This is a genomic window from Kitasatospora sp. NPDC029312 (assembly GCF_055569215.1).
In genome coordinates this window covers 147459-170507 of sequence record NZ_JBVHXY010000007.1, presented here as the reverse complement: position 1 = coordinate 170507, position 23049 = coordinate 147459, and the positions used below count along the sequence as shown (strand labels likewise).

The window sequence follows — 23049 nt, the reverse complement described above, 5'->3', positions numbered from 1 at the left end:
GGACGGAACCCGTTCAGTCCCAGGGGTCGCCCTCGGCGGTCATGTTCTCGGCGGCGCGCCGGTCGGCCTCCTCCTGGGCGAAGCGCTCCCGGGCCAGCCGGTCCTGCGCCTCGCGGGACCGCTCGACCTCGTCACCGAACGCGTCGACGGCCTCGTCGTGGGCGAGGGCGGCCCGCTGGGAGGCGTCCCCGCCGGCGGCCTCCTGCGGCTTGTGGCGGAACCTGTCGAAGATGCCCATGACTCCTCCTCCTGTCTGCGGACGGAACGACGGAATTCCGGGCTGCCCCCACTCTCACACCGGGTCCGGACCGACGCACCTTGAGCCTTTGGTCCCGGCGGACCGCGTCGAAGGGCCGTAGCCGCAGGCGTGCCACGGGCGGAAGGTGGCGGTGTGAGGAACCCGATCGAGGAACTGCACAACGGCCCGCGCCGGCGGGTCGGACCGCTGGCCGCACTGGCCGGGCGACTGCCCGAGGCGCACGACCTGCTGCTGATGCAGCGCCCGAGCTCGCTGCGGCCGCCCGCCGGCGGCGAACTGCCACCGTGGGCGCGCACGGTGCTGCGCGCCCACCCGTGGGTGACGGTCGGCCGGGCACCCACGGTGGTCGGCGACCCGCCGGGGCCACCTGACCCGCCACGACCACAGCGCTGCACCCGGGACGAAGAGGCCGCACCCGAACACTGGATCCCGGTCACCGTACGCGGCCCCCGCCCGGGGCAGCGACTGGACGCCCTGGCGCCCTGGGCAGCGGTGGCCCGGACGCTGCGACCCGAGCAACTGGCCGAGCGGACGGCCCGACTCGCCCCCGAACGGGCCGCCACGATCCCGGCACTCGCCCTCCTACCCGAGGCCGGCCGGACGCTCGCGGACCACCGGCTCACCTGGGGCCCGATCGGCGCCGTCGGCTACGAACTGGGCACCGGCCTAGCGGTAACCGGCCCACTCAGCCCCCTCCGCCTGGTGCTGCGCACCCCCCACCCGATCAGCCGCCGCGACGCCCTCCACCTGCGCCGGGCACTGAGCAGGCTGCCACTCCCAGTCCAAGCCGAACTCGAGACCCGCTACGGCGCACTCCAACTGTCCGAATACGCGGCAGGAGTCCACACCTTCACCCTGCTGACACCGTACGGCCCCCGCGAAGTCCACGACCCCTGGTTCCCCGGAGACCGGTACCCGTGATCACCTCGTCGACCGGTCGTCGGACTGCGCGGCGGTGCCAGCTTCCCGACGCGCCCGTTGGAAAGAAGTCTGTCGGCCGATGTCGATCCAGCCGGGTCCACTTCGACGTCATGGTGTGCGGCGACCCGCCCCACGATGACGCGACAGGACCTGCCGAGGAGACACGTGGATCAACTGCTCAGAGTCATGAACTTCAACGTCTCGCGGGACGGAATCGGTGCCGGTGAGCACCAGAGCATCGAAGAGCCGTTCGGCCTGCACCGTCCCGAGAGGCTGTTCGCCTGGGCCGGAGCAACGGCGAGCTGGCCCATGCGTACGGATCCCGGCGGGAGCCGGGGGCTCGACGACTACTTCACACGGGACTTCGCACGCAACATCGGTGCCGAGATCATGGGCCGCAACAAGTTCGGGCCCCAGCGCGGTCCCTGGCAGGACCACGAGTGGCGCGGCTGGTGGGGCGACGAGCCCCCGTTCCGCACTCCGGTGTTCGTCATGACCCACCACGTGCGTCCGTCGTTCACGCTCTCCGACACGACGTTCCACTTCGTCGACGGCGACCCGGCCACGGCCCTCGAACGGGCGCGGGAAGCGGCGGAGGGCAAGGACGTCCGACTCGGTGGCGGGGTCACCACCATCCGGCAGTTCCTCGCCGCCGACCTCGTCGACACCATGCACGTGGTGGTCTCACCGGTGGAGCTCGGATCCGGGCTTCGGCTCTGGGAGTCGCCCGACGAACTGCTCGACCAGTTCCACCTGGAGGTCGTTCCCAGCCCCAGCGGCGTTGCGCACCACCTGTTCTGGCGAAGGTGAGGCAAGGCCCCGCTGCCCCCGGGGGGCGGGGGTGGCGGGGCCTCTGGTGTGGGCGGCGGCGGGGTGGGCGGTCAGCCGGTGATGCTGGGGGCGCCCGTTTCGAGGTGGCCGGTGAAGCGCTGGGACCAGCTGGTGTCCGCGTCCACCGTGATGGTGAAGTCGTACCAGCCGTTGGTGTAGGCCACCGCGTTGAAGTAGTCGCTGATGCTGCCGCCCGCCGGGACCTGGTAGGTCCAGGGGCCGTCGGTGCGGTAGTTGTTGGAGGCGATGGTGAAGGTCATCGGCGTGGTGCCGGAGTTGGCCAGCTTGAAGTACACCGCCAGCTTGCCCGATCCCGGCTCGACCGCGTACGAGGCCGTGACGGCCGCGTTCTTGCCCGCCTTGGTGGCGTCGCCCTTGAAGCGGCGCAGGAAGCGGTTGGGGCCGACCACCGACAGGTCGTACGGGCCGCCGCCGAAGCCGGTGCCGCAGTTGAAGAAGTCGCTGGTGTTGCCGCCCGGGTCGACGGTGTACTGCCAGGGGCCGCCGCTGCGGTAGGCGTTGGCGTAGGCGGCGAAGTGCGCGGACTTGGTGGCCGCGGCGCCCGCGTTCTCCATCGTGAGCCAGACCTTCATGACCCCGGACGAGCCGAACTCCAGGTGGTCCAGGTTGGCGTTCGGCTGGTACGGCAGGGCGCGGGCCTGGCGGCTGCCGGACTCCTGGAGCGGCAGCTGGTTGTTGACCGGGGCCGGGTTGGGCAGCGGGCCGCAGGCGGACAGGCCGATGGTCTGCGAGGTGTCGGGCAGCGCGGGCAGGCCGTACACCGGGTTGGCGAAGTCGAACACGCTGGTCAGGTCGCCGCAGACGCGGCGGCGCCAGTCGCTGATGTTCACGCACTTCGCGGGGTTGCCGAGGGCGGAGGTCCAGACCTCCAGGAAGCGCAGCACCGAGGTGTGGTCGAAGGTCTCGGAGTTGACCCAGCCGCCGCGGGTCCAGGGCGAGACGGCGATCATCGGGACGCGGAAGCCGAGGCCGATGTTGGTGCCGTTGTAGAACTCGCCGGGGGTACCGGCGGGGGCGACCGGCGGCGGGACGTGGTCGAAGAAGCCGTCGTTCTCGTCGTAGTTGATGAACAGGACGGACGAGTTGAAGACGTTCGGGTCGGCGTTCAGCGCGTCGATCACGTTGTGGACGAAGTGCGCGCCGTCGGCCGGGGTGGCGTACGGGTGCTCGGAGGAGGCCTGGTCGGGGACGATCCAGGAGACCTTCGGGAGGGTACCGGCCAGCACGTCGGCCTTGATCGCGGCGACGATGTCGTCGGGGGTGCGGCCGGTGACCTTGGGCACCGAGCCCATGCCCTTGGTCGCCAGCGCGCTGCCGGCCGGGGCGTTGGCGAACTGCGAGAAGTAGGCGAGGGCGTTGTCGCCGTAGTTGTCGGCCGCGTTCTGGTAGACCTTCCAGCTCACCCCGGCGCCCTCCAGCGCCTCGGCGAAGGTCTGCCAGCGCAGGCCCTTCTCGTCGCCGCCGTCGTAGGCCGGGCCGCCCGCGGCGCCGGCCGGGTCGATCTGGCCGGACCAGTGGTAGGTGCGGTTGGGGCCGGTCGCGCTGAGCACCGAGCAGTGGTAGGCGTCGCAGATGGTCCAGTTCTCGGCCAGGGCGTAGTGGAACGGGATGTCCTGGCGGGTGAGGAAGCCGAGCGTGCGGACGTTGCCCTTGGCGGCGACCCAGTTGTCCATCTTGCCGCTGTTCCACGCGCTGTGCTGGTCGCTCCAGCCGTGGCTGAGGTCGCCGTTGCACTGGGCGAGGCGCTCGGGGTCGGCGCCGCCGGCCGGCTTGGTCTGGCTGAACTGCCACGGGTACTGGCGGGAGAGGAGGCCGTTGGGCTGGTTGAAGACGCTGTAGCCGCCGGCGATCTGGATGGCGCTGCGGTCGGCGAAGCCGCGTACGCCGCGCAGCATGCCGAAGTAGTGGTCGAAGCTGCGGTTCTCCTGCATCAGGATCACCACGTGCTGCACGTCGGCGATGGTGCCCGTGGTGCTGAGCGTGGTGGTGGAGGCGGTCGCCGCCGCGGCACCGGGGGCGGCCCCCGCAGCGCCGGTGCCGGCCACGGCGAGGCCCGCCGCGGCGGCGCCGGACAGCGTGACGAACTTCCTACGACTCAACTCGGCCATCAGCCGGCCCGTCCCTTCGCTGGCGATGTTGTGTACACAAGTTGCTGGCTCATCGATCGCGCAGCAGTCTTCACCGCATCCGAAGCGGGCCACCAGATGCGTGCAGCAGGATTGTCGGACTGTTCCTCCGGGTGTCACCGAGCGACGCCGGGCTGAACGCGGGGCGCCGATGCGGAGGAAGTCGAGGAGCGGAGGGCGGGGAGGAAGCGAAGAGGCGAAGGGGCGGAGGGGCGGGAGGGAGCGGTGTCAGCGGTCCTTGACCTCGATGCCCAGCGCCTGGGCGAACTGCGGAGCGAGCTCCAGCAGTTGGGTGGAGCTGATGGTCGCTCCGCGCAGCCCCTGGTGGCCGTCGGCGAGTCCGAGCCGGGCGGCGCCGCGCAGGTCGGTCTTGCTCAGGACGGCCCCGCGGAGCCGGACCTCCTCCAGCGTCGAGCCGGGGAAGGACACCTCGGTCAGCCTCGCCCCGCCGAAGTCCACGTCGCGCAGCAGGCAGTCCTCGAACACCACGTCGCGCAGCGCGGCCGACCGCAGGTTGACCGCCTCCAGCTTGCAGCCGCGGAACACCACCCGGCGCAGCGCCGAGCCGTACCCGGCGATCCCGGCCAGCACACCGCCGACGAAGGCGCTGTCCTGCCACTCGCTGTCGCTCAGGTCGCAGGCCACCCAGCGGCCGGCCTGCACCCAGACCTCGTTGAACCGGGCCTGGCGCAGCTTGACCCCGCTGAGCCCGACGCCGGTGAAGGCGCATTCCAGGAACACCGCACCGGCAGCCGACTCGTCGGTACGCTCACCGCCGTCGAAGTGCGCGGTGTCGTACCTCGCGTCGCTGCGCAGCGGACCGGTGTACGGGCTGAGCAGTTCCGCGTAGGGGAGGTCGGTGAGCTGGTCGGGGGTGGAACGGGGCATGGCGGCGGCACCTTGCGGTCGGGGCGGGTGGTTCTCGCCCGCATGCTCGCACGCGCCACTGACAATGCCCCGGACCGGCCGCGGCTCCGCGCGGTCGGCCCGGGGCACTCGGTCAGCCGCGCGCCCAGAGCGAGTTGACCCGGTTGCGCTCGGTGCCGTTCGGGTACGGGTTGGTGCAGGACGGGCCGGGGCCGCCGCCCGACATCAGTTCGCTGCACGGGCCGGAGTAGTGGTCCGGCAGGCCGAGCACGTGCCCGGTCTCGTGGGCCGTCACCCGGACCGGGTTGTACTGCTGGTTCTGCGCGTAGTCGAGGAATATGTAGCCGCGCCCGTGCCCGTCGGTGCTGGCGTACGAGCCGCGGCTGTCGTTGCCCTCGTAGTAGCGGAAGTCGGCGGCCGAACCGGACCGCAGTTGCACGTTGCTGACCGAACTGTTCCAGATCTGCGCGGCGTTGGCGATCTGGGTGCGGAAGGACGGCGCCGAGCTGGCGTCGTAGGTGACCACGACGGCGGCCAGTCCGGGGTTGGCGGCCTGCTTGGCCTTGGCGGAGGCCATCACGGCCTGGAAGAACGCCTGGTTGTCCGCGGCCTCGGCGGCCGAACCGGCGTACGTCGAGGCGGTGTAGCCCTGCGAGGCCGGCGCGGCCGGGGCGGCGGCGGCCGCGGTGGTGGGCAGTACGGCGAGGCCGGCCGCGAGGGCGAGGCCGAGGGTGGCGGACAGCACGGATCGCTTCATGTGGGGGCTCCGATTCCTGCGGTGTCGTGGCCGGTTGGGGGTCGGCCCTGGGGGGACACCTGGCGAACGGGTGATGTCCCAGAGCTTCGGGCAGCCCGCCGGGCGCGCGGATGATGTCAACCGGTGATAGCCCTGTTCAATCGCCTGGCGCGCAGGGGGATTTGAGTCGCCTTTTACTCGTCTTGACTCGCCCATGCCCCTGGCATTCCGTTCCGCCCTTGGCTAGGCTCCGCGGCGGGGAAGTACCCACTGCGGCGGGCCGCCCGTTTCCGGCCGGGCGGCCCGCCGCGCACACGTGGAACCGTGGCGGGCACGAGCCGCACGACTCGAGGCGGACCGGTTTCTACCTGTCATGTCCTTGGCAACCGAACGCCGGGACGTCTATGCTCCCGTCGTGGAGCTCGACGTGAGACACCTGCGGGTGCTGTGCGCGATCGCCGACACCGGCAGCCTCCGCAAGGCCGCGCTCCAGCTCGGCATGACCCAGCCCTCCCTCACGACGCAGCTGCACCGCATCGAACGGGCCATCGGCGGCACGCTGTTCACCCGCGAGCAGACCGGCAGCCGGCCCACCGCGCTCGGCCACTCGGTGCTCTCCCGGGCCCGGCCGGTGATCGGCGAGATGGCCGCGCTGGTGGCCGCCGCCCGCCAGGAGGCCCGGGACGCCGCCGGACCGGGGCGGCAGCGGCGGCTGCGCATCGGCAGCGTCGGCAGTCGGGCGGTCGCGGCCTGGCTGCGCCGGGTGCACGAGCGGCTGCCGGACACCGACACCACCATCCACGTCGACACCTCCGCCGGCGCGCTGCTGCGGATGGTCGCCGCTGACCAGCTGGACGTGGCCTTCGTCCACGAGAGCGAGGGCTTCCCGCTGCGGGTGCCGCCGGACACCGAGCACCGGGTGCTGATGGCCCGGGAGCCGCAGTTCGTCGCGCTCGCCACCGGGCACCCGGCCGCCGCCCGGCCGGTCGTCCACCTGGCCGACCTCGCCGCGGACACCTGGATGGTCGACCCGACCGCCGACCACGAGTACGCGGCGCTGCGCCGGGTGTTCGGCGAGGCCGGGCTCGACCCCCGGGTGGTGCAGGTGCGGGACAACGCCACCGCCGCCGAGCTGGTCGCCTCCGGCGAGGCCGTCCGCCCCTGCCAGCCGACCTCACTGCCCGGCCCCGGCACCGTGATGCGCCCGGTCCACGGGGACCCGCTGGCCGTCCGACTGCTCTTCACCTGGCGCCCGCGCGCGCTCAGCCCGCCCGCCCTGGACACCCTGTACGGCGAACTGCGCGCCGCCTACCTGGATCTGGCCAAGGTCAACCCGGCCTACCTGGCCTGGCTGGCGCGGCACGAACCGGTGCTGTTGGGCCGGGCCTGACGGGGTTCAGCGGCTCTCCCGGCTGTGGATGAGCACCCCCACCGCGATCATCAGCGCGCAGACCAGGCCCGCCGCCAACACCCCGGTGGCGCCGAGGGCGGTGCAGGCCAGCACCAGCACGGCCCCGGTGGGCGCCACCGCCTGGGCGAGCGGGCCGCGCTTGGTGTGCCGGGAGTGCAGGAACCACACGGTGACCAGGTAGACCGCGGTCGGCACGGTGACCGTCGCGGTGGCGGCCGTGTCGGAGATCTCCGCCTTGTGCACGGCCGACTCCACCGCCACCTCCAGTCCGGTGCCGATCGCCGCCGCCGAGCCGAACACCAGGTAGTGCCCGTAACCCCAGGCGAACGCCTGCCGGTTGGAGCGCAGGTGCTCGTGGACGGGCCGGGCGAAGTAGAGCCACCAGGCGGCGAAGCAGATCAGCAGGCCGCCGACCGCCACCGGCACCAGCCGGCCCAGCCCCTCGTGCTCGTCCACGGCGGACTGCACCGCCACCGTGGCCGCGGCTACCGTCTCGCCGAGCACGATCAGCGTGAACAGCCCGTACCGCTCGGCGATGTGGTGCGGGTGCCAGGTGGTCTGCGTCCGCAGCTCGGCGAGCACCGGGACGGCCAGCTCGCACAGCACGCCGAGCGGGACGACCACCGGCCGGGCGGCGTCCGGCAGGAGCAGCAGGACCACCCAGCCGACCTGGCAGATCGTGATCCCCACCGCGTACCGCAGCGCCACCCCGCGCGCCGGACCCTGTTCCCCGGCTGCCGCCCGCAGCCACTGGGTGACCATCGCCAGCCGCATCACCACGTACCCGGTGATCGCCAGCACCAGGTCCTGGGTGGCGAACAGCCGCGGCACCCCGGCGGCGAGGATCAGCACCCCCGCGATCTGCACCAGCGTGGTGATCCGGTACGGCACGTCGTCGCAGTCGTACGCGGAGGCGAACCAGGTGAAGTTCATCCAGGCCCACCAGATCGCGAAGAAGGCGAGCGCGTAGCCGCGCAGGCCCTCCCCGTAGTGCCCCGCCGCGAGGGAGTGGGCGAGCTCGCGCCCGGCCTGGCCGACCGCCACCACGAAGCAGAGGTCGAAGAAGAGCTCCAGCGGCGTGGCGACGCGGTGCGGCTCGTGCCGGTCGCGCGGGACCATCCGCCGCACCGGCGGCGGGTCGACGGGGTGCGGGCGGGGTGCCGCGGCGGCGGGTTCGCTGGCCATCGGTGCTGCTCCGGGGGCGGGGAGGGGAACGGGGCTGGACGGGAGGAGGCGGGGCGGGGACGGAGTCGGAGTCGGGTCGGGGCCTGATCCGGGCGGACCTGGAGGCCCGCCGTCCCGCGCATCCTGGCAGCGGCCCGGGCCCGGCGCACGCACCGGCACACGCACCGGCGCGGTCCGGCCGCCCCGTTAGAACCGGGGCACGATGCCCCTGTATGTCCTATTTCTCCTTGCCGTCAGCCGAAGTTGACGCTCCGGTGCGCGAAGTGGGTGACACCACGGCGGATTTCCTGGCGCGCCCCGCGCGCTGCGCCGGGGCGGCCCCGGTGCCCGGCTAGATTCTTCCCCGGTTGGAAGGGAGCGCGGGCCCTGCGGGGCCCCACGACACGGGCGGCCTGCGGGCAACGCGGAAGGTCAAGGCCGGTGGCAGGACAGCGGGGGCGGCAGAGCCGACCCACCCCGTGTCCGCACCACCGGCCTCGTGATCACCGCGCTGCTCGCCAGCGCCTGCCGTGTGGCCCGCCTCGCCGCGTCGGCGGCACGGGCTACTTCTCCCAGCCGATCTTGGCGTAGTCCGTCCCCGCCAGGCCGAACGCACCCTCGTTGGCCAGGCCCTTGCGCGTCGCCACCACGGTCGGCCGCTGGTAGAGCTCGACGGTGTGGCCGAGCTCCCAGATCTTCGCGTCCGCCTGGTTGTAGAGCTTCACGGCCTCCACCGGGTCGAGCGTGCCGGCCGCCTTCTTCAGCAGCGCGTCGATCTCGGGCGTGCCGAGCTTCGAGTAGTTGCCGAAGACGTTGTCCCCCACCGGCAGACGGAAGTTGACGAGCGAGGTGGAGAGCGGGAACGAGTCGGTGTTCCGCCAGCTGGCGATCTCGAACTTGCCCGGGTTCACGTACTTGGTGAAGAAGTCGTTGGACGGCACCTTGTCGAGGTCGACCTTCACCCCGGCCGCCAGCCACATCGCCGCCGCGGCCGTGGCCAGGTCCAGCTGCGCCTGGGCAGTGCCGTCATTGATCACCCAGTGCAGTTCCAGCTGCTGTCCGTCCTTGGTGCGCGGCTGACCGCCACCCGCGTCCTTCCACCCCGCCTCGTCGAGCAGCTTCTTGGCCGCGGCCAGGTCGAACTTCGCCCACTCGCCGGAGTTGTCCTGGTAGCCCGTCTGGTTCGGCATGATGATGTGGTTGCCGAGGGGCTTGAACTCCACGGGCACGCCGTTGTTCGCGATCTTGATCAAGGAGGAGCGGTCGAGTGCCTTCCCGAGCGCCTGGCGGACCTTCTGGTCGGCCAACGCGCCGCCCTGGCCGAACGAGATGTGCACCTCGTCCCACGGGCTGGCGGCCCGGATCACGGCGTCCTTGGCGTCCTTGAGCTGCCCGTACGCGGCCGCGGTGCCGGCCGTGGCGAGGTCGATCTCGTTGTTGAGGAACGCCTGCGTCGTCGCCGACTGGGACATGACCCGGAAGGTGATCCGGTCGAGCTTGGGCTTCGCCCCCCACCACGCCGGGTCGGGGACCAGGGTCAGGGTCTGCGCGGTCTTGTCCGCCGTCCCGACCTTCAGGGCGCCCGCGGTGATCGGGATCTTCTCCACCCAGCCCTGGTTGAAGTCGTCCGCCGTGCCGATGCCGGCCGCCGGGATCAGCGGGCGGAACAGGTTCTGCCAGTCGGCGTACGGCTCGGAGAAGGTGACCTTGACCTCCGTCGGGTCCGCGCCCTGTTCGACGGACGAGATGAGCTCGTAGCCGGAGGAGTCGGCGATGTTGTAGCCGTCCTTCTTGCCGTTGCTGGCCTCCCAGTCCGCCTTGAAGTCCAGGTAGCTCAGCGGCTTGCCGTCCGACCACTTCGCCTTGGGGTTCAGCTTGTACGTGATCACCTGCGGGGAGGTCGAGGTGATCTTGGCCTCCTGCAGGTAGTCGGCGACGGGCTGGAAGTTCCCGGAGGCGTCCGTGGTGAACAGGTCCGGTTCCAGCGCCCGCATGATGTCGACCGCGTCGCCGTAGCGGCCGTCCACCTGGAACGGATTCCACTGGGTGATCCACTGGTACAACGGCAAGCGCACCTCGCCGCCGTCCTTGACCTGGTCCAACGGCTTGGCGTTGATGTCCTGGGAGTCCTGTCTCGGCGGCTCGCTCTTGGCCACGTCGCCGGTCGAACCGCCCCCGCCCGAGGTGCACGCGGTGACCGCGAGCGCGACGGCGACGGCGAGGGCGGTCGCCCGGCCGATACGGCGGGCCGTGGTGGAAGCGTCCATGGGGTCCCCCTCTGGTGAGGTCTGCGGAGCGGGAATCGCCCGCGACAGGCATGGCCGGGCTTGAGCATGGGCACTCAATCCGGCATCGAGCCAGAGGAACGTAACAGCGGATCAGATCCGCCACCAGGGGGAGGAACGCACGCCTGATCCAAAAGTCACGCGCGGCAACGCTGCCGCAACACCCCCGCCGTTCCCGGGTGTTTCACTCTGACCTGCGCTTTCCACAACTCGCCGATCACCCCCACCACCTGACGCCCTGACCGGGCCCCGACCGAAGGCCACCCACCCGATGCCCACCAGACGCGTCGGCCCCGCCCCCACCCCGGGCAGCCGCTGATGCTCCGCTACCTGACCAAGCGGCTCGGCTACTACGCGATGCTGCTGATAGCCGCCATCTTCCTGGCGTACGCGATCTCCGCGACCGCCCTTCAGCCGCGCACCTACTTCGACGCCAAGGTCCCCCGCCCGTCCGCCGAATCGGTCGAGCACCAGCTCACCGCGCTCAACCTGAACGACCGCACCCCGGTGGTCGAGCGCTTCGGCCACTGGGCCGGCGGTCTGCTCCACGGCGACCTCGGCCGGACCATCCACGACACCCCGGTCTCCGACGACTTCGGCCGCCGGGTCTGGGTCTCGCTGCGGCTGATGCTGCTGGGCAGCCTGCTCGGGATCGTCCTCGGCGTCGCCGCCGGGGCGTGGAGCGCCGTGCGCCAGTACCGGATCTCCGACCGGCTGCTCACCGTGCTGTCGTTCGTGCTGCTCTCGACCCCGGTCTTCCTGGTCGCGCTGTTCCTCAAGAACGGCGCGATCGCGGCGAAGGACGCGGCCGGCCACGAGGTGATCCCGTTCACCGGCTACGAGACCCCCGGCCTGACCGGCGGCCTCGGCACCCACCTCGCCGACTGGGCGCTGCACCTGCTGCTGCCCACCATCTCGCTGGCCCTCGGCGGCCTCGCCACCTACAGCCGCTACCAGCGCGGCACCATGCTCGACGTCCTCGGCTCCGACTACCTGCGCACCGCCGAGGCCAAGGGCCTCACGCGCGGGCGGGCGCTGCTGAAGCACGGGCTGCGGACCGCCGTCATCCCGATGTCGACCATGTTCGCCTACACCTTCCTGGGCATCTTCACCGGCGCGATCTTCACCGAGACGATCTTCGGCTGGCACGGCATGGGCGAGTGGCTGATCCAGTCGATCAACGAGCAGGACGTCAACTCGGTGGTGGCGATCAACCTGTTCACCGCCGTCGTCGTGCTCGCCTCCGGCTTCCTGGCCGACACCCTGCACGCCGCCCTCGACCCGCGCGTGCGGGCCTGACCGGAGGTGACGTGAGATGACCACCCTCTCCGTGGAACCGGCGGAGCCCGCCGGGCCTTCCGGACCTTCCGGGTCCACCGGACCCGCCGAGCTGCCCGCGCCCGCCACGCCCCGGGGGACCGGCCGCGGCCGGCTCGTCCTCGCCCGGCTGCTCGCCGCCCGCGGCGCCGTCGTCGGGGCCGTCGTCGTCCTGCTGCTGTTCGCGCTCGCCTTCGGCGGCCCGTACCTGACGCCCTGGGACTACGCCAGCCCCGACTTCACGGCGCTGCACCAACCCCCGTCCGCCACGCACTGGTTCGGCACCAACGGAGTCGGCCAGGACGTGTTCGCGCAGACCGTCCGCGGGCTGCAGAAGTCACTGGTCATCGGCCTGCTGGTGGCGCTGTTCTCCACCGTGCTGGCCTCCGTGGTGGGGGCCTGCGCCGGCTACTTCGGCGGCTGGGCCGACCGGGCGCTGATGTTCCTGGTGGACCTGCTGCTGGTGTTCCCCGCCTTCCTGATCATCACCATCGTCTCCTCGCGGCTGAAGGGCGCCGGCTGGACCGCCTTCGTGCTGCTGCTCGCCCTGTTCAACTGGATGATCACCGCCCGGGTGGTCCGCTCGATGACCCTCTCGCTGCGCGAGCGCGAATTCGTGCGCGCGGCCCGCTTCATGGGCGTACGGCCGCTGCGGATCATCAGCCGGCACATCCTGCCGAACGTCGCCTCCTTCCTCATCATCGACGCCACCATCGCGGTCGGCGGCGCCGTGATGAGTGAGACCGCGCTCTCCTACTTCGGCTTCGGCGTCAAGGCGCCGGACGTCTCGCTCGGCACCCTGCTCGCCGCCGGGACGAGTGAGGCCCCGGTGTTCCCGTGGATGTTCTACTTCGCGGCCGGACTGCTGGTGCTGTTCGTCCTCGCGGTCAACCTGATCGGGGACGGGCTGCGCGACGCCCTCGACCCCACCGCCGGTGCCGCCGGCGGCCGTTCCGGCCGTCCACGCCGCTCCCGTCGCACCCGTCCGGCTCTCACCAGCCGTCGTTCCCGTAGGAAGCGCCCGTGACCACCACCGTCGAAACCCCGCTGCTCGCCGTCCGCGACCTGCGGGTGGACTTCACCGGGCCGCACGGCCCGGTGCCCGCCGTGCGCGGGGTGGACCTCACCCTGCGGCGCGGCGAGACGCTCGGCATCGTCGGCGAGTCCGGCTCCGGGAAGTCCGTCACCGCGCTGTCCGTGCTGGGGCTGCTGCCGGGGACGGCCCGGGTCAGCGGCTCGGTGCGGCTGGACGGCCGCGAGCTGGTCGGGCTGCCGGGGCGGGAGCTGGCCGCGATCCGGGGGCGGCGGGTCGCCATGGTGTTCCAGGACCCGCTGTCCGCCTTCACCCCGGTCTACCGGATCGGCGACCAGATCGCCGAGGCGGTCCGCGTCCACCAGCAGGTCGACAAGGCCGCCGCCCGCCGGCGGGCCGCCGAACTCCTCGACCTGGTCGGCATCCCGGCGCCCGACCGGGCCCTGGACAGCTTCCCGCACGAGTTCTCCGGCGGCATGCGCCAGCGCGCCATGATCGCCATGGCCGTCGCCAACCAGCCCGACATCCTGCTCGCCGACGAGCCCACCACCGCGCTGGACGTGACCATCCAGGCCCAGGTGCTGGACGTGCTGCGCACCGCGCAGCGGGAGACCGGCGCGGCGCTGGTCCTGGTCAGCCACGACCTCGGGGTGATCGCCGGGACGGCCGACCGGGTCGCGGTGATGTACGCGGGCCGGGTGGTCGAATCGGCGGACGTGGACGAGCTGTTCGCGGCCCCCCGCCACCCGTACACGCTCGGCCTGATCGGCGCGCTACCCCGGGTGGACGGGCACGGCGGCGCGCTGGTGCCGATTCCGGGCGTCCCCGCGCCGATGGCCGAGCTACCGCCCGGCTGCCCGTTCGCCGCGCGCTGCCCGCTGGCGGAGGAGCGCTGCTCGGCGGCGGAGCCGGCGCTGGAGGGCTCGGCGGAGCCCGTTCCGGAGGGTTCGGGTGAGCACCTGGCGGCGTGCGTGCGGTCGGCGGAGCTGGCCGAGCGGCGGCCCGCGCCGGGCGAGGTGTACCCGGTGCCGGAGCTGCCGGCCCCGGTCGCGGCCGGGGACCGTGCCTCGCGGGCGCCGGTGCTGTCGGTGAGCGGACTCGGCAAAACGTTTCCGCTCCTCAAGGGCACGGTGTTCAAGCGCAAGGTCGGTGAGGTCTACGCGGTGGACGGCGTCGACCTGGACCTCCGGGAGGGCGAGACCCTCGGCCTGGTCGGGGAGTCCGGCTCCGGCAAGTCCACCACCCTGTTCGAACTGCTGAAGCTCGGCGCCCCGGAGACCGGCCGGATCGAACTGCTCGGCCACGACACCGCCCGGCTCACCCGGGCCGAGGCCCACCGGCTCCGGGCCGGGCTGCAGATCGTCTTCCAGGACCCGATGGCCAGCCTCGACCCCCGGATGCCGATCGGCGACATCGTCGCCGAGCCGCTGCGCGCCCAGCACGCCCCGCGCGAGGAGATCGCCCGCCGGGTGCCCGACCTGCTCCGCCAGGTCGGCCTCGACCCGGAGCACGCCGCGCGCTACCCGCACGAGTTCTCCGGCGGACAGCGCCAGCGCGTCTCGATCGCCCGGGCGCTCGCCGTCCGGCCGAAGCTCCTGGTGCTGGACGAACCGGTCTCCGCGCTGGACGTCTCGATCCAGGCCGGGGTGCTCAACCTGCTGCAGGCGCTCAAGGCCGAACTCGGACTCTCCTACCTGTTCGTGTCGCACGACCTCTCGGTGATCCGCCACCTCGCCGACCGGGTCAGCGTGATGTACCTCGGGCGGACGGTCGAACAGGGCGAGGTCTCCGCCGTCTTCGGCCGCCCCCGGCACCCGTACACCCGGGCACTGCTCTCCGCCGTCCCGCTGCCCGACCCCGCCGCCGAACGCGCCCGCGACCGGATCCTGCTCGCCGGGGACCCGCCCTCCCCCACCGAGCGCCGCACGGGCTGTCCGTTCCGCACCCGCTGCCCGCTGTACGTCCGGCTCCCGGAGACCGCCCGGGCGCGCTGCGAGCGGGAACGGCCCACGCTCGACGCCGACCGGACGGGCGCGGACCACCAGGCGGCCTGCCACCACCCGGAGGCCGCCCGGGCCTGATCACCCACCGTCACCGCCCGCCTACGATTCGCCGGATCGGCCCGGCGGCGTGTACTGTCTTCGACGTCAGCAGGCGCCGCTAGCTCAGTTGGTTAGAGCAGCTGACTCTTAATCAGCGGGTCCGGGGTTCGAGTCCCTGGCGGCGCACATGGCAAGGCCTCAGGCCGCCCACTCCGGTGGGCGGCCTGAGGCGTTCCGGGGGTGGGTAGAGGAGGCACCGTGACACCACTCGACGCCCGTCCCCTTCCCGAGGAACTGCTGCTGCTCTGTGCCGACCCGGCGCGCGGCCGGTTCCGGAGCCCTTCCATCCACCTCGACCACGTGATCGCCGGCGCCGTCCTCGCCGAGCTGCTGGTGACCGGCGCGATCACGGTCGAGAAGCAGCAGATCACCGGCTACCACCCCTTCGGCGCGCGGGACGAGGTCGCGGCCGCACTGCTGGCCCGCCTGGAAGCGAAGAGCAAGAGCCGGTTCCGCCCCCGGCTGACCCAGGCGGTCCGCTGGGTGCCCGACCGGCCCGGCTACCGGTTCTACCTCGACCGGCTGGTGGCGGAGGGCCACTTCACCGTCGAGGAGAAACGGTTCCTCGGACTGCCGTACCGGCGCTACCCCACGACTCGGACCGACGCCACCCGGACGATCGCCGCCCGCGTGGCGGCCACCCTGTCGGCGCCCGACGGCGGGGCCGGCCGGCCGAGCGCGGAGCGGGACCGGCAACTGGCCGGCCTGATCGACGCGGCCGGGCTGGGGCGCCGCCTCTACCCCGGTCGAGACGGCGCGCCGATCAGACGCGCCGCCGGGCGGCTGGCCCGGGAGCTGCCCGTTCCCCGGGCGGTGCGCAGGGTCATCCGGGAGAAGTCCAGCGACTGAGCGCGGACGGCAGCGATCGGGCGCCGACGCCCGGCGGAGGCCTCAGCGGGTGTCCAGGACGGCGGAGGCCACCGCGTCCGGGCGGTCGAACATCACCAGGTGCCCGGCCGGGGCGGCGGTGCGGAAGTCGGCGCCGAGGATCGCGGCGAGCTCCCGCTGTTCGGCCAGCCAGTTCCCGGTGCGGCGGTTGCGGCAGCCGTCGTCGGCCGCGAGCACGGTGATCGGCAGGTCCTCCGGCAGCGGCCGGGTGCGCCGCAGTCCGTCCAGTTCGGCGGCCATGTCGAGGTAGCGGCCGTTCTCCCGGAGCAGCGCGCGCAGGGCCCGGCCGGTGCGGTAGCAGCGCCGGACCAGCGGCGCCGGGGCGAGGTCCGCACGGCGGACGGTGGACAGCCGGGCGGTCACCCGGCGGGCGGTCGGGCCGAAGAGGTACGGCACCGCGAGCGCCCGGGCCGCGCCGGCCGCCGCCCGGACCGCCAGGTCGCGCGCGGCGGGCGCCGGGTACGGGCGGGCCGCCGTCTCGACGCTGCCGTCGATCAGCACCAGCCCGGCGGTCCGCTCGGGGTACAGCCGGGCGAAGGCCTCCACGTGGAACCCCGCGAGCGAGTGCCCGACCAGGGTGCACGGGCCGTCCAGCCCGAGACCGTCCAGCACCGCCAGGATCCGCCGGGCCTCGCCCGCCACCGTCGGGGCGGGCCGCCCGGTGGCGGGCTCGGCGGCGCTCAGCCCGTAACCGGGCCGGTCGAAGCGGACCACGGTGCGGTAGGGGCTGAGGAACGGGACGACGAGGTCCCAGTCGAACCAGCTGCTGCCGAGGCCGCCGGTGAGCAGGCAGGGCGGGCCGGCGCCCTCGGCGCGGACGTGCAGCGGGACCCCGTCGATGCGCAGGAACCGCCCCGGGGGATCGGGCGTGCCCGGGCGGGCGAGGCCCTGGTCCGGGTGTCCGGGCTGGTGGCTGGGCACCGTTCCACGGTAATCCGCAGGTGAACTCCTCCCAAACTGGGCGAAAACGGACACCTCTACGGCCCGGCGGCGGGCGGGTGGAACGGACCGGTTCGAGGCACCCCCCAGGACCGTGTATTGTTTTCCAGGTCAGCAGGCGCCGCTAGCTCAGTTGGTTAGAGCAGCTGACTCTTAATCAGCGGGTCCGGGGTTCGAGTCCCTGGCGGCGCACAGACAGTTGGGGAGCCTCTCGCAGTAGCGAGGGGCTCCCCGATTTTTTGGCCCTCGACGTCCGTTTTGTGTGTGATGTCGGTCTCGATTGCCGTTCCGGCGGAGCCATTCGGCCCATCCGGCTCGTCCTGGGCAGTAAACCGGAATCCGGACAAAGGCCCCCTACCGCCGATGTCCCCGTCTGTGCAGGCTGGCCCGGTCCGCCCGCAGGAAAGGCCGCGCTATGTCCCAGAACACCCAGGGCGGCGGCCGCACGCCGTCGATCGGTCTCCGGCCGGTCAAGCGGTTCAAGCGCTCGACCGGTACGACCGGCGGCGCGACCGGCGGCAGGAAGCCGCGTCGCCCCAAGCGCACCGGCTGGCGCCGGCTCATACCCACCTGGCGGATGACCCTGCTCGGCCTCGCCTCGGCCCTGCTGCTCGGCGTCGGCCTGTTCGCGCTTGGCATCGCGCTGGTGAAGGTCCCCGACGCGCACGCCGCCGCGATCGCCCAGAGCAACACCTGGCTCTACGCGGACGGCTCGGTGATCACCCGCACCGGCCAGACCAACCGGCAGAACGTCGGCCTGGACAAGGTCTCCCCCGCCGCCCAGCACGCCGCCCTGGCCGCCGAGGACCGCAACTTCTACAACGAGGGCGCGGTCAACGTGCAGGGCCTGGCGCGGGCCGCCCTCAACACCGCCACCGGCGAGGGCACCCAGGGCGGCTCCACGATCACCCAGCAGTATGTGAAGAACACCTACCTGAGCCAGAAGCAGTCCGTCACCCGCAAGGTGAAGGAACTCTTCATCGCGATAAAGGTGGACGCCACCGAGAGCAAGGACGACGTCCTCTCCGGCTACCTGAACACCTCCTACTACGGCCGCGGCGCCTACGGCATCCAGGCGGCCGCCCAGGCCTACTTCGGCATCGACGCCTCCGCGCTCGACCCCGCCCAGGGCGCCTACCTGGCCACCCTGCTGAACGCCCCGAGCGCCTACGACGTGGCCACCGCGACCGAGGCGGGCAAGCAGAACGCCGTCAACCGCTGGAACTACGTGCTGGACGGCATGGTCAAGGAGGGCTGGCTCTCCGCCGACGAGCGCGCCAGGACCACCTTCCCGGAGGTCAAGGACCCGCAGCCCAACCCGGGCCTGTCCGGCCAGTCCGGCTACCTGGTGAACGCGGCCACCCAGTACCTCACCTCGACCGGGGCCATCAGCGAGAGCGAGCTGGCCAAGGGCGGCTACACGATCAAGCTGAGCATCGACCCGAACCGCCAGCAGGCCCTCCAGGACGCCGTCCAGGCGCAGCTGCACGACACCCTGAACCCGGACAAGCGGAAGAAGGACGCGGCCGCCCAGGCCGGCGCCGTCTCGGTGGACCCGAAGACCGGCGCGGTCGTCGCCCTGTACGGCGGCGTCGACTACGTCAAGCACTACGTGGACAACGCGACCCGGCGCGACTACCAGGCGGGCTCGACCTTCAAGGCGATCGCCCTGGCCGCCGCCTTCGAGAACAACGCCAGGACCCAGGACGGCCGGACCATCACCCCGCGCACCGTCTACGACGGCACCAGCGGCCGCAAGGTCCGCGGCGGCAAGGGCACCCCGTACGCGCCGCCGAACGAGGGCGACAGGAGCTACGGCCAGATCAGCCTGCAGCAGGCCACCGACTGGTCGGTCAACTCGGCCTTCGCCCAGCTCGCGCAGGACACCGGGCTGCAGAAGGTCAAGGACACCGGCATCGCGCTGGGTCTGCCCGGCAACACCCCGGGCCTGGACCCGGTGCCGTCCATCCCCCTGGGTGCGGCCACCCCGAGCGTGCTGGACATGGCCGGCGTGTACGCCACGCTGGACAACGGCGGCAAGCAGATCACCCCGTGGCTGGTGCAGTCGGTGGACCGCGGCGGCGAGGCCGTCGCGCTGCCCGCGCACAAGACCACCCAGGCGGTCAGCGCGGACACCGCGGACAAGGTCACCTCGATGCTCCAGGGCGTGGTGAGCGACCCGGGCGGCACCGGCTGGCGCGCGAAGGCGCTGGGCCGGCCGGTGGCCGGCAAGACCGGCACCACCGACGACCAGAAGTCCGTCTGGTTCGTCGGCTACACCCCCGAGCTGGTCACCTCGGTCGCGCTGTTCGGCCAGGACCCGGGCACCGGCGCCCAGGTCAGCCTGAGCGGCGTCGGCGGGATCGACGGCGCGGCGGGCGGCCAGTACCCGGCGCAGATCTGGACCAGCTACATGAAGGCCGCGCTCAAGGGCCTGCCGGTGAGTGACTTCGCGAGCCCGGCGGACGGCGACGACTCGGCCGGCGCGACCGACCTGCCGACCGCCCCGAGCACGCCGACCGGCACCCCGTCGACCGGCGCCGCCACACCCAGCACCGGTGCCGGGACCGGCGCCACGCCGGGCGACACCTCCGGCGGGACCACCCCGGGCGGCAACGGCTCGGGTTCGGGCGGGGCGACGACCGGGCCGACCGATCCCGCGACCGGCCGGCCGACCCCCCAGCCCACCTCCCGGCCCACCGGCCGGCCGACCACCCGGCCGACGCCGACCACCGGGCCCACCACGGCCCCGACCACCCAGCCGACCACCCAGCCCACCGGCGGGACGGACGCGCTCACGGGGGCCGGAGCCGGGACCGGCGGCTGACGGGGCGCGCCCGAGGGCCGGCCGGCGCGGCCGGGTGGGTGAGTGCGCCGTTGCGCACAGTGGGCACCAGGACCGAATGACGAAATGGCGCCTTACCGAAGCGCCGGTATGACTGTCACAATGCGTCGGTGCACAGCTCACCGGCCTCGCCCACCCACCCTCCGGGCAGAACCCTCGGCCTCAGCCTCGCGCTGGTATCCGCATTCGCCTTCGGCGGCTCAGGCACCGCGGCCAAGCCGCTGATCGAGGCCGGGCTCTCACCGCTGCACGTGGTGTGGCTCCGGGTCACCGGCGCCGCCGTGGCCCTCCTCCCGGTCGCCTACCGGCACCGGGATGCCGTCCTGCGCCGCCCCGGCCTGCTGCTCGGCTTCGGCCTGCTCGCCGTGGCCGGCGTCCAGGCCTGCTACTTCGCGGCGATCTCCCGCATCCCGGTCGGCGTCGCACTGCTCATCGAGTACCTCGGGCCGCCGCTGCTGATCGGTTACGTCAAGTTCGTGCAGCGCAAGCCGATCACCCGGGGCGCGGCCGTCGGCGCCGGCGTCGCGGTGGCCGGGCTGGCCTGCGTGGTGGAGGCCTGGAACGGCCTGAGCTTCGACGCGCTGGGCGTGCTGTTCGCCCTCGGCGCGGCCTGCTGCCAGGTCGGCTACTTCGTGCTCGCCGACGCCGGCCGCCGGGGCGAGCGCCCGGTCGACCCGCTGGCCGTCAGCGCGTACGGACTGCTCATCGGCGCCGTCCTGCTCACCGCGCTCACCCGGCCCTGGCAGGCCGACTGGAGCCCGCTCGGCGGGTCCGTGGTGATGAACGGGCACACCCTGCCCGCGTTCCTCCCGGCCGCCTGGATGGTGCTGATCGCGACCGTCCTCGCCTACCTGACCGGCGTGATCTCCGTCGGGTACCTCTCGCCGCCGATCGCCGGGGTGGTGGCCAACCTGGAGGCGGTGGTCGCCACCGTGCTGGCCTGGGTCCTGCTCGGCGAGCACCTCGGGCTGCCGCAGGTCGCGGGCGGCCTGCTGGTGCTGGCGGGAGCCTTCGCGGCGCAGATCAGCAAGCCGGCGGCGGTGGGAACCCGGACGGAGGCGGACGGCGGGGTGACGGAGGTGGCCGCCGGTGCTCCCGGCCCGGGTGACACCGCCGGTGCCGCTCCCGCCGGTTCCACGGCCTCCCGGGCGCTCGGAACCGCCCAGCAGGACCGGGAGCGGGTGGCCGCCGCCGAGCGCGGGGTCAGCGGCCCGTCCAGCCGAACCAGTCGAGGTGGTTGAGCGGCCACACGACGGCCGACACCGGGCCCACCACGTCGTCCACCGGCACGGCGCCGCCGCCCGGGCCCTGCCGGTGGTAGCGGGAGTCCGCCGAGTCGCTGCGGTGGTCGCCCTCGACCCAGATGTAGCCCGCGGGCACCTTCACCGGACCGAAGTCCAGGCCCGCGCAGGAGTCGTCGCCGGGGTGCAGGTACGGCTCGTCGACCTTCCTGCCGTCGACGGTCAGCGTGGTGCCCGCGCACTGCACGGTCTGGCCGCCGGTCGCGATCACCCGCTTGACCAGGTAGTTGTCGTCCTTGGGCGGCACCAGCCCGACGAAGCTGAGCACCGAGCTCCCCGCGTTGGTCAGGGGATTCGAGTCCACGGGCTGCGGCGGCAGCCACTCCCCCGGGTCCTTGAACACCACCGGCTGCCCCGGTTCCGGCTTCCAGCCGGTCAGCGGTGCGAGCTTGTTCACTCCGACGCGGTCGCCGACCCGCAGGGTGTTCTCCATCGAACCGGACGGGATGGTGAAGACCTGGAACAGGCAGGTCTTGATCAGCAGCGCGACCACCAGCCCGACACCCACCATCACCGGCAGCTCGATCCACCACGGCCGGGGGCGTCGTGCCGAGCGGCGGGCCTTGCGGCTGCGGGAGCCGCCGGCCCGGCGGCGGCCCTCGGCTCGGCCGCCCGCGGATCCGGGGGCAGCCGGCCCGGGGGCGGCGCCGGGTGCGCCGGGTGCGTCGGAGGCGCCGTCGGTGTGCTGCCGGGCGTACCCGACGTGCTGCCCGGCCGGATCGCCGGGGGCTCCGCTGGGCGTTTCGGGCAGGTCCACCGCCATCGTCGCTGCTCCACCTCTCCGGCTGGGGAAACCTGCACGCTACGCCAACCGGAGGGCCGCACGAAATCCGGCATTTAGCCGCCGCCGACATCACCGCCCGGGGAGCACCCGCCCGGAAGGGGCCCGGAGGTGGTCCAGCGGCCCGGGTGTGCTCAGGTGCGGGCGATGGCCTCGTGGTGGCGGATGACCTCGGCGATGATGAAGGTCAGGAACTTCTCCGCGAAGACCGGGTCGAGCTTGGCCCCGGCGGCGAGCTCCCGAAGGCGCTTGATCTGGTCCCGCTCCCTGGCCGGGTCGGCCGGCGGCAGCTTGTGCTCGGCCTTGAGGCGGCCGACCCGCTGGGTCGCCTTGAAGCGCTCGGCCAGCATGTGGACCACTGCGGCGTCGATGTTGTCGATGCTCTCGCGCAGGCTGGTCAGCTCCGCCCGCACCGCGTCGTCGACGCCCTCGGGCAGGCCGGCGTCGGAGGTCGTGGGCTGGTCCGTCATCGGGTCGGCTCCCGGTGTGAAGGGATGGGCACCCGGCCGTACGGCGACCGGGCTCGGGCCCGGGCAAATCTAACAGGGCACCCGCGCCGGACCCGCACCGTCAGACGGAACCGTCCCGGCATCCGGACAGCTCGGTGGAATCACCCGTCCGGCCGACCCCGGGACGGCTCCGGGATGGCCCCGGAACAGTCCGGCCGGGCGCCGGCGCCGGTGGCGCGCCGACGCCCCGCTCGGCACCCGGCCCGGGGACGGCGCTGCCCGTAGGCTGGTGCGTGCATGACCGGAAGTGACGACTCAGCAGTACGTCAACAGTGGAGGAACCGATCGTGGCAACCACCCGCACCGCCCGTACCGCCTGGGAGGGCGGCCTCCTCGACGGCAAGGGGAAGGTGACCTTCGCCTCCTCCGGGATCGGCGAGTACCCCGTCTCCTGGCCCGCCCGCGCCGAACAGCCCAACGGCATGACCAGCCCCGAGGAGCTCATCGCGGCCGCCCACTCCGCCCGCTTCTCGATGGCCCTGTCGAACGGTCTGGCCAAGGCCGGCAACCCGCCCGCCCACCTCGACACCCAGGCCGACGTCACCTTCCAGCCCGGCACCGGCATCACCGGCATCCACCTCACCGTCACCGGCGACGTGCCCGGCATGGACGAGGCCGCCTTCGTGAAGGCCGCCGAGGACGCCAAGGCCAACTGCCCGGTCAGCCAGGCCCTGACCGGCACCACCATCACCCTCACCGCCAAGCTGGCCTGA

19 protein-coding genes and 2 tRNA genes are annotated in these 23049 nt (G+C 72.8%); 12 read left to right on the top strand and 9 right to left on the bottom strand.

The genetic code is table 11. The features are described from left to right. Positions 1–13 precede the first annotated feature (13 nt). Positions 14–238: a hypothetical protein gene (locus tag ACZ4WV_RS09010; RefSeq protein WP_465744321.1), complete on the bottom strand. Its 225-nt coding sequence runs from the start codon at positions 236–238 to the stop codon at positions 14–16. Between the two features lie 153 nt (positions 239–391). Between ACZ4WV_RS09010 and ACZ4WV_RS09005 the strand changes: the two genes are divergently transcribed. Both ACZ4WV_RS09005 and ACZ4WV_RS09000 read left to right on the top strand, forming a co-directional pair. Continuing rightward, positions 392–1180 (top strand): phosphoribosyl-dephospho-CoA transferase MdcG domain-containing protein, encoded by a 789-nt coding sequence (locus ACZ4WV_RS09005; RefSeq protein ID WP_465744319.1) that lies wholly within the window; start codon positions 392–394, stop codon positions 1178–1180. 165 nt (positions 1181–1345) lie between these two features. Then, a complete protein-coding gene (locus ACZ4WV_RS09000; RefSeq protein ID WP_465744317.1) occupies positions 1346–1990 on the top strand; it encodes a dihydrofolate reductase family protein in 645 nt (214 codons plus the stop codon). Between the two features lie 71 nt (positions 1991–2061). Here ACZ4WV_RS09000 and ACZ4WV_RS08995 read toward each other — a convergent pair whose 3' ends face one another. The 3 genes from ACZ4WV_RS08995 to snpA all read right to left on the bottom strand — a co-directional run bounded on the left by ACZ4WV_RS08995 (position 2062) and on the right by snpA (position 5782). Next, positions 2062–4140, bottom strand: coding sequence for a phosphocholine-specific phospholipase C (locus tag ACZ4WV_RS08995; protein WP_465744315.1), 2079 nt, complete (start codon positions 4138–4140; stop codon positions 2062–2064). A gap of 246 nt (positions 4141–4386) precedes the next feature. After that, the gene (locus ACZ4WV_RS08990) at positions 4387–5046 is read right to left on the bottom strand and encodes a pentapeptide repeat-containing protein (RefSeq protein WP_465744313.1); all 660 of its coding nucleotides are present in this window, start codon (positions 5044–5046) and stop codon (positions 4387–4389) included. A gap of 112 nt (positions 5047–5158) precedes the next feature. Continuing rightward, positions 5159–5782, bottom strand: a complete 624-nt coding sequence (gene snpA / locus ACZ4WV_RS08985) for a snapalysin (protein ID WP_465744311.1) — start codon at positions 5780–5782, stop codon at positions 5159–5161. Positions 5783–6176: 394 nt separating this feature from the next. On the opposite strand from snpA, the gene ACZ4WV_RS08980 reads away from it, so the two are divergent. After that, complete coding sequence (locus tag ACZ4WV_RS08980; protein WP_465744309.1) at positions 6177–7151, top strand: LysR family transcriptional regulator; 975 nt, start codon at positions 6177–6179, stop codon at positions 7149–7151. 6 nt (positions 7152–7157) lie between these two features. On the opposite strand, the gene ACZ4WV_RS08975 is transcribed toward ACZ4WV_RS08980, so the two are convergent. After that, a complete protein-coding gene (locus tag ACZ4WV_RS08975; RefSeq protein WP_465744307.1) occupies positions 7158–8357 on the bottom strand; it encodes a low temperature requirement protein A in 1200 nt (399 codons plus the stop codon). A gap of 542 nt (positions 8358–8899) precedes the next feature. Then, positions 8900–10603 (bottom strand): ABC transporter family substrate-binding protein, encoded by a 1704-nt coding sequence (locus tag ACZ4WV_RS08970; protein WP_465744305.1) that lies wholly within the window; start codon positions 10601–10603, stop codon positions 8900–8902. A 336-nt stretch (positions 10604–10939) separates the two neighbouring features. Between ACZ4WV_RS08970 and ACZ4WV_RS08965 the strand changes: the two genes are divergently transcribed. From ACZ4WV_RS08965 to ACZ4WV_RS08945, 5 genes are all read left to right on the top strand, one after another. Next, positions 10940–11920, top strand: a complete 981-nt coding sequence (locus tag ACZ4WV_RS08965) for an ABC transporter permease (protein WP_465744303.1) — start codon at positions 10940–10942, stop codon at positions 11918–11920. Positions 11921–11936: 16 nt separating this feature from the next. After that, the gene (locus tag ACZ4WV_RS08960) at positions 11937–12965 is read left to right on the top strand and encodes an ABC transporter permease (RefSeq protein WP_465744301.1); all 1029 of its coding nucleotides are present in this window, start codon (positions 11937–11939) and stop codon (positions 12963–12965) included. Then, positions 12962–15052 carry an ABC transporter ATP-binding protein gene (locus tag ACZ4WV_RS08955; protein ID WP_465744299.1) on the top strand — a complete coding sequence of 697 codons (2091 nt, stop codon included), beginning with the start codon at positions 12962–12964 and terminating at the stop codon, positions 15050–15052. Before ACZ4WV_RS08960 ends, ACZ4WV_RS08955 begins: the two co-directional genes overlap by 4 nt. 73 nt (positions 15053–15125) lie before the next feature. Beyond that, a tRNA-Lys gene (locus ACZ4WV_RS08950) sits at positions 15126–15199 on the top strand. A gap of 72 nt (positions 15200–15271) precedes the next feature. Next, positions 15272–15922 (top strand): GOLPH3/VPS74 family protein, encoded by a 651-nt coding sequence (locus tag ACZ4WV_RS08945; protein WP_465744297.1) that lies wholly within the window; start codon positions 15272–15274, stop codon positions 15920–15922. A gap of 42 nt (positions 15923–15964) precedes the next feature. Here ACZ4WV_RS08945 and ACZ4WV_RS08940 read toward each other — a convergent pair whose 3' ends face one another. Then, positions 15965–16882, bottom strand: coding sequence for an alpha/beta fold hydrolase (locus ACZ4WV_RS08940; protein WP_465744295.1), 918 nt, complete (start codon positions 16880–16882; stop codon positions 15965–15967). A 136-nt stretch (positions 16883–17018) separates the two neighbouring features. Between ACZ4WV_RS08940 and ACZ4WV_RS08935 the strand changes: the two genes are divergently transcribed. The 3 genes from ACZ4WV_RS08935 (at position 17019) to ACZ4WV_RS08925 (ending at position 20986) form a co-directional block, all read left to right on the top strand. Then, a tRNA-Lys gene (locus tag ACZ4WV_RS08935) sits at positions 17019–17092 on the top strand. Positions 17093–17315: 223 nt separating this feature from the next. Beyond that, entirely contained in the window at positions 17316–19727 is a 2412-nt protein-coding gene (locus ACZ4WV_RS08930; protein ID WP_465744293.1) for a transglycosylase domain-containing protein, read from the top strand. A 128-nt stretch (positions 19728–19855) separates the two neighbouring features. Then, complete coding sequence (locus ACZ4WV_RS08925) at positions 19856–20986, top strand: EamA family transporter (RefSeq protein ID WP_465744291.1); 1131 nt, start codon at positions 19856–19858, stop codon at positions 20984–20986. Here the strand turns inward: ACZ4WV_RS08925 and lepB are convergent. Both lepB and ACZ4WV_RS08915 read right to left on the bottom strand, forming a co-directional pair. Continuing rightward, on the bottom strand, positions 20949–21809 hold the full coding sequence (gene lepB, locus ACZ4WV_RS08920; RefSeq protein WP_465744289.1) for a signal peptidase I: 861 nt from the start codon (positions 21807–21809) through the stop codon (positions 20949–20951). The two genes, ACZ4WV_RS08925 and lepB, sit on opposite strands and share 38 nt — an antisense overlap. Positions 21810–21961: 152 nt before the next feature. Further along, positions 21962–22297 carry a chorismate mutase gene (locus tag ACZ4WV_RS08915; RefSeq protein WP_350744242.1) on the bottom strand — a complete coding sequence of 112 codons (336 nt, stop codon included), beginning with the start codon at positions 22295–22297 and terminating at the stop codon, positions 21962–21964. 326 nt (positions 22298–22623) lie between these two features. On the opposite strand from ACZ4WV_RS08915, the gene ACZ4WV_RS08910 reads away from it, so the two are divergent. Further along, on the top strand, positions 22624–23049 hold the full coding sequence (locus ACZ4WV_RS08910; protein WP_465744287.1) for an OsmC family protein: 426 nt from the start codon (positions 22624–22626) through the stop codon (positions 23047–23049).

Bases quoted from the DNA above. Each gene is read 5' to 3' on its own strand.
- snpA (WP_465744311.1), bottom strand. From the start codon at position 5,782: ATGAAGCGATCCGTGCTGTCCGCCACCCTCGGCCTCGCCCTCGCGGCC.
- ACZ4WV_RS08915 (WP_350744242.1), bottom strand. From the start codon at position 22,297: ATGACGGACCAGCCCACGACCTCCGACGCCGGCCTGCCCGAGGGCGTC.
- ACZ4WV_RS08990 (WP_465744313.1), bottom strand. From the start codon at position 5,046: ATGCCCCGTTCCACCCCCGACCAGCTCACCGACCTCCCCTACGCGGAA.
- ACZ4WV_RS08930 (WP_465744293.1), top strand. From the start codon at position 17,316: ATGTCCCAGAACACCCAGGGCGGCGGCCGCACGCCGTCGATCGGTCTC.
- ACZ4WV_RS08965 (WP_465744303.1), top strand. From the start codon at position 10,940: ATGCTCCGCTACCTGACCAAGCGGCTCGGCTACTACGCGATGCTGCTG.
- ACZ4WV_RS08975 (WP_465744307.1), bottom strand. From the start codon at position 8,357: ATGGCCAGCGAACCCGCCGCCGCGGCACCCCGCCCGCACCCCGTCGAC.
- ACZ4WV_RS08995 (WP_465744315.1), bottom strand. From the start codon at position 4,140: ATGGCCGAGTTGAGTCGTAGGAAGTTCGTCACGCTGTCCGGCGCCGCC.
- lepB (WP_465744289.1), bottom strand. From the start codon at position 21,809: ATGGCGGTGGACCTGCCCGAAACGCCCAGCGGAGCCCCCGGCGATCCG.
- ACZ4WV_RS08970 (WP_465744305.1), bottom strand. From the start codon at position 10,603: ATGGACGCTTCCACCACGGCCCGCCGTATCGGCCGGGCGACCGCCCTC.
- ACZ4WV_RS09010 (WP_465744321.1), bottom strand. From the start codon at position 238: ATGGGCATCTTCGACAGGTTCCGCCACAAGCCGCAGGAGGCCGCCGGC.
- ACZ4WV_RS08960 (WP_465744301.1), top strand. From the start codon at position 11,937: ATGACCACCCTCTCCGTGGAACCGGCGGAGCCCGCCGGGCCTTCCGGA.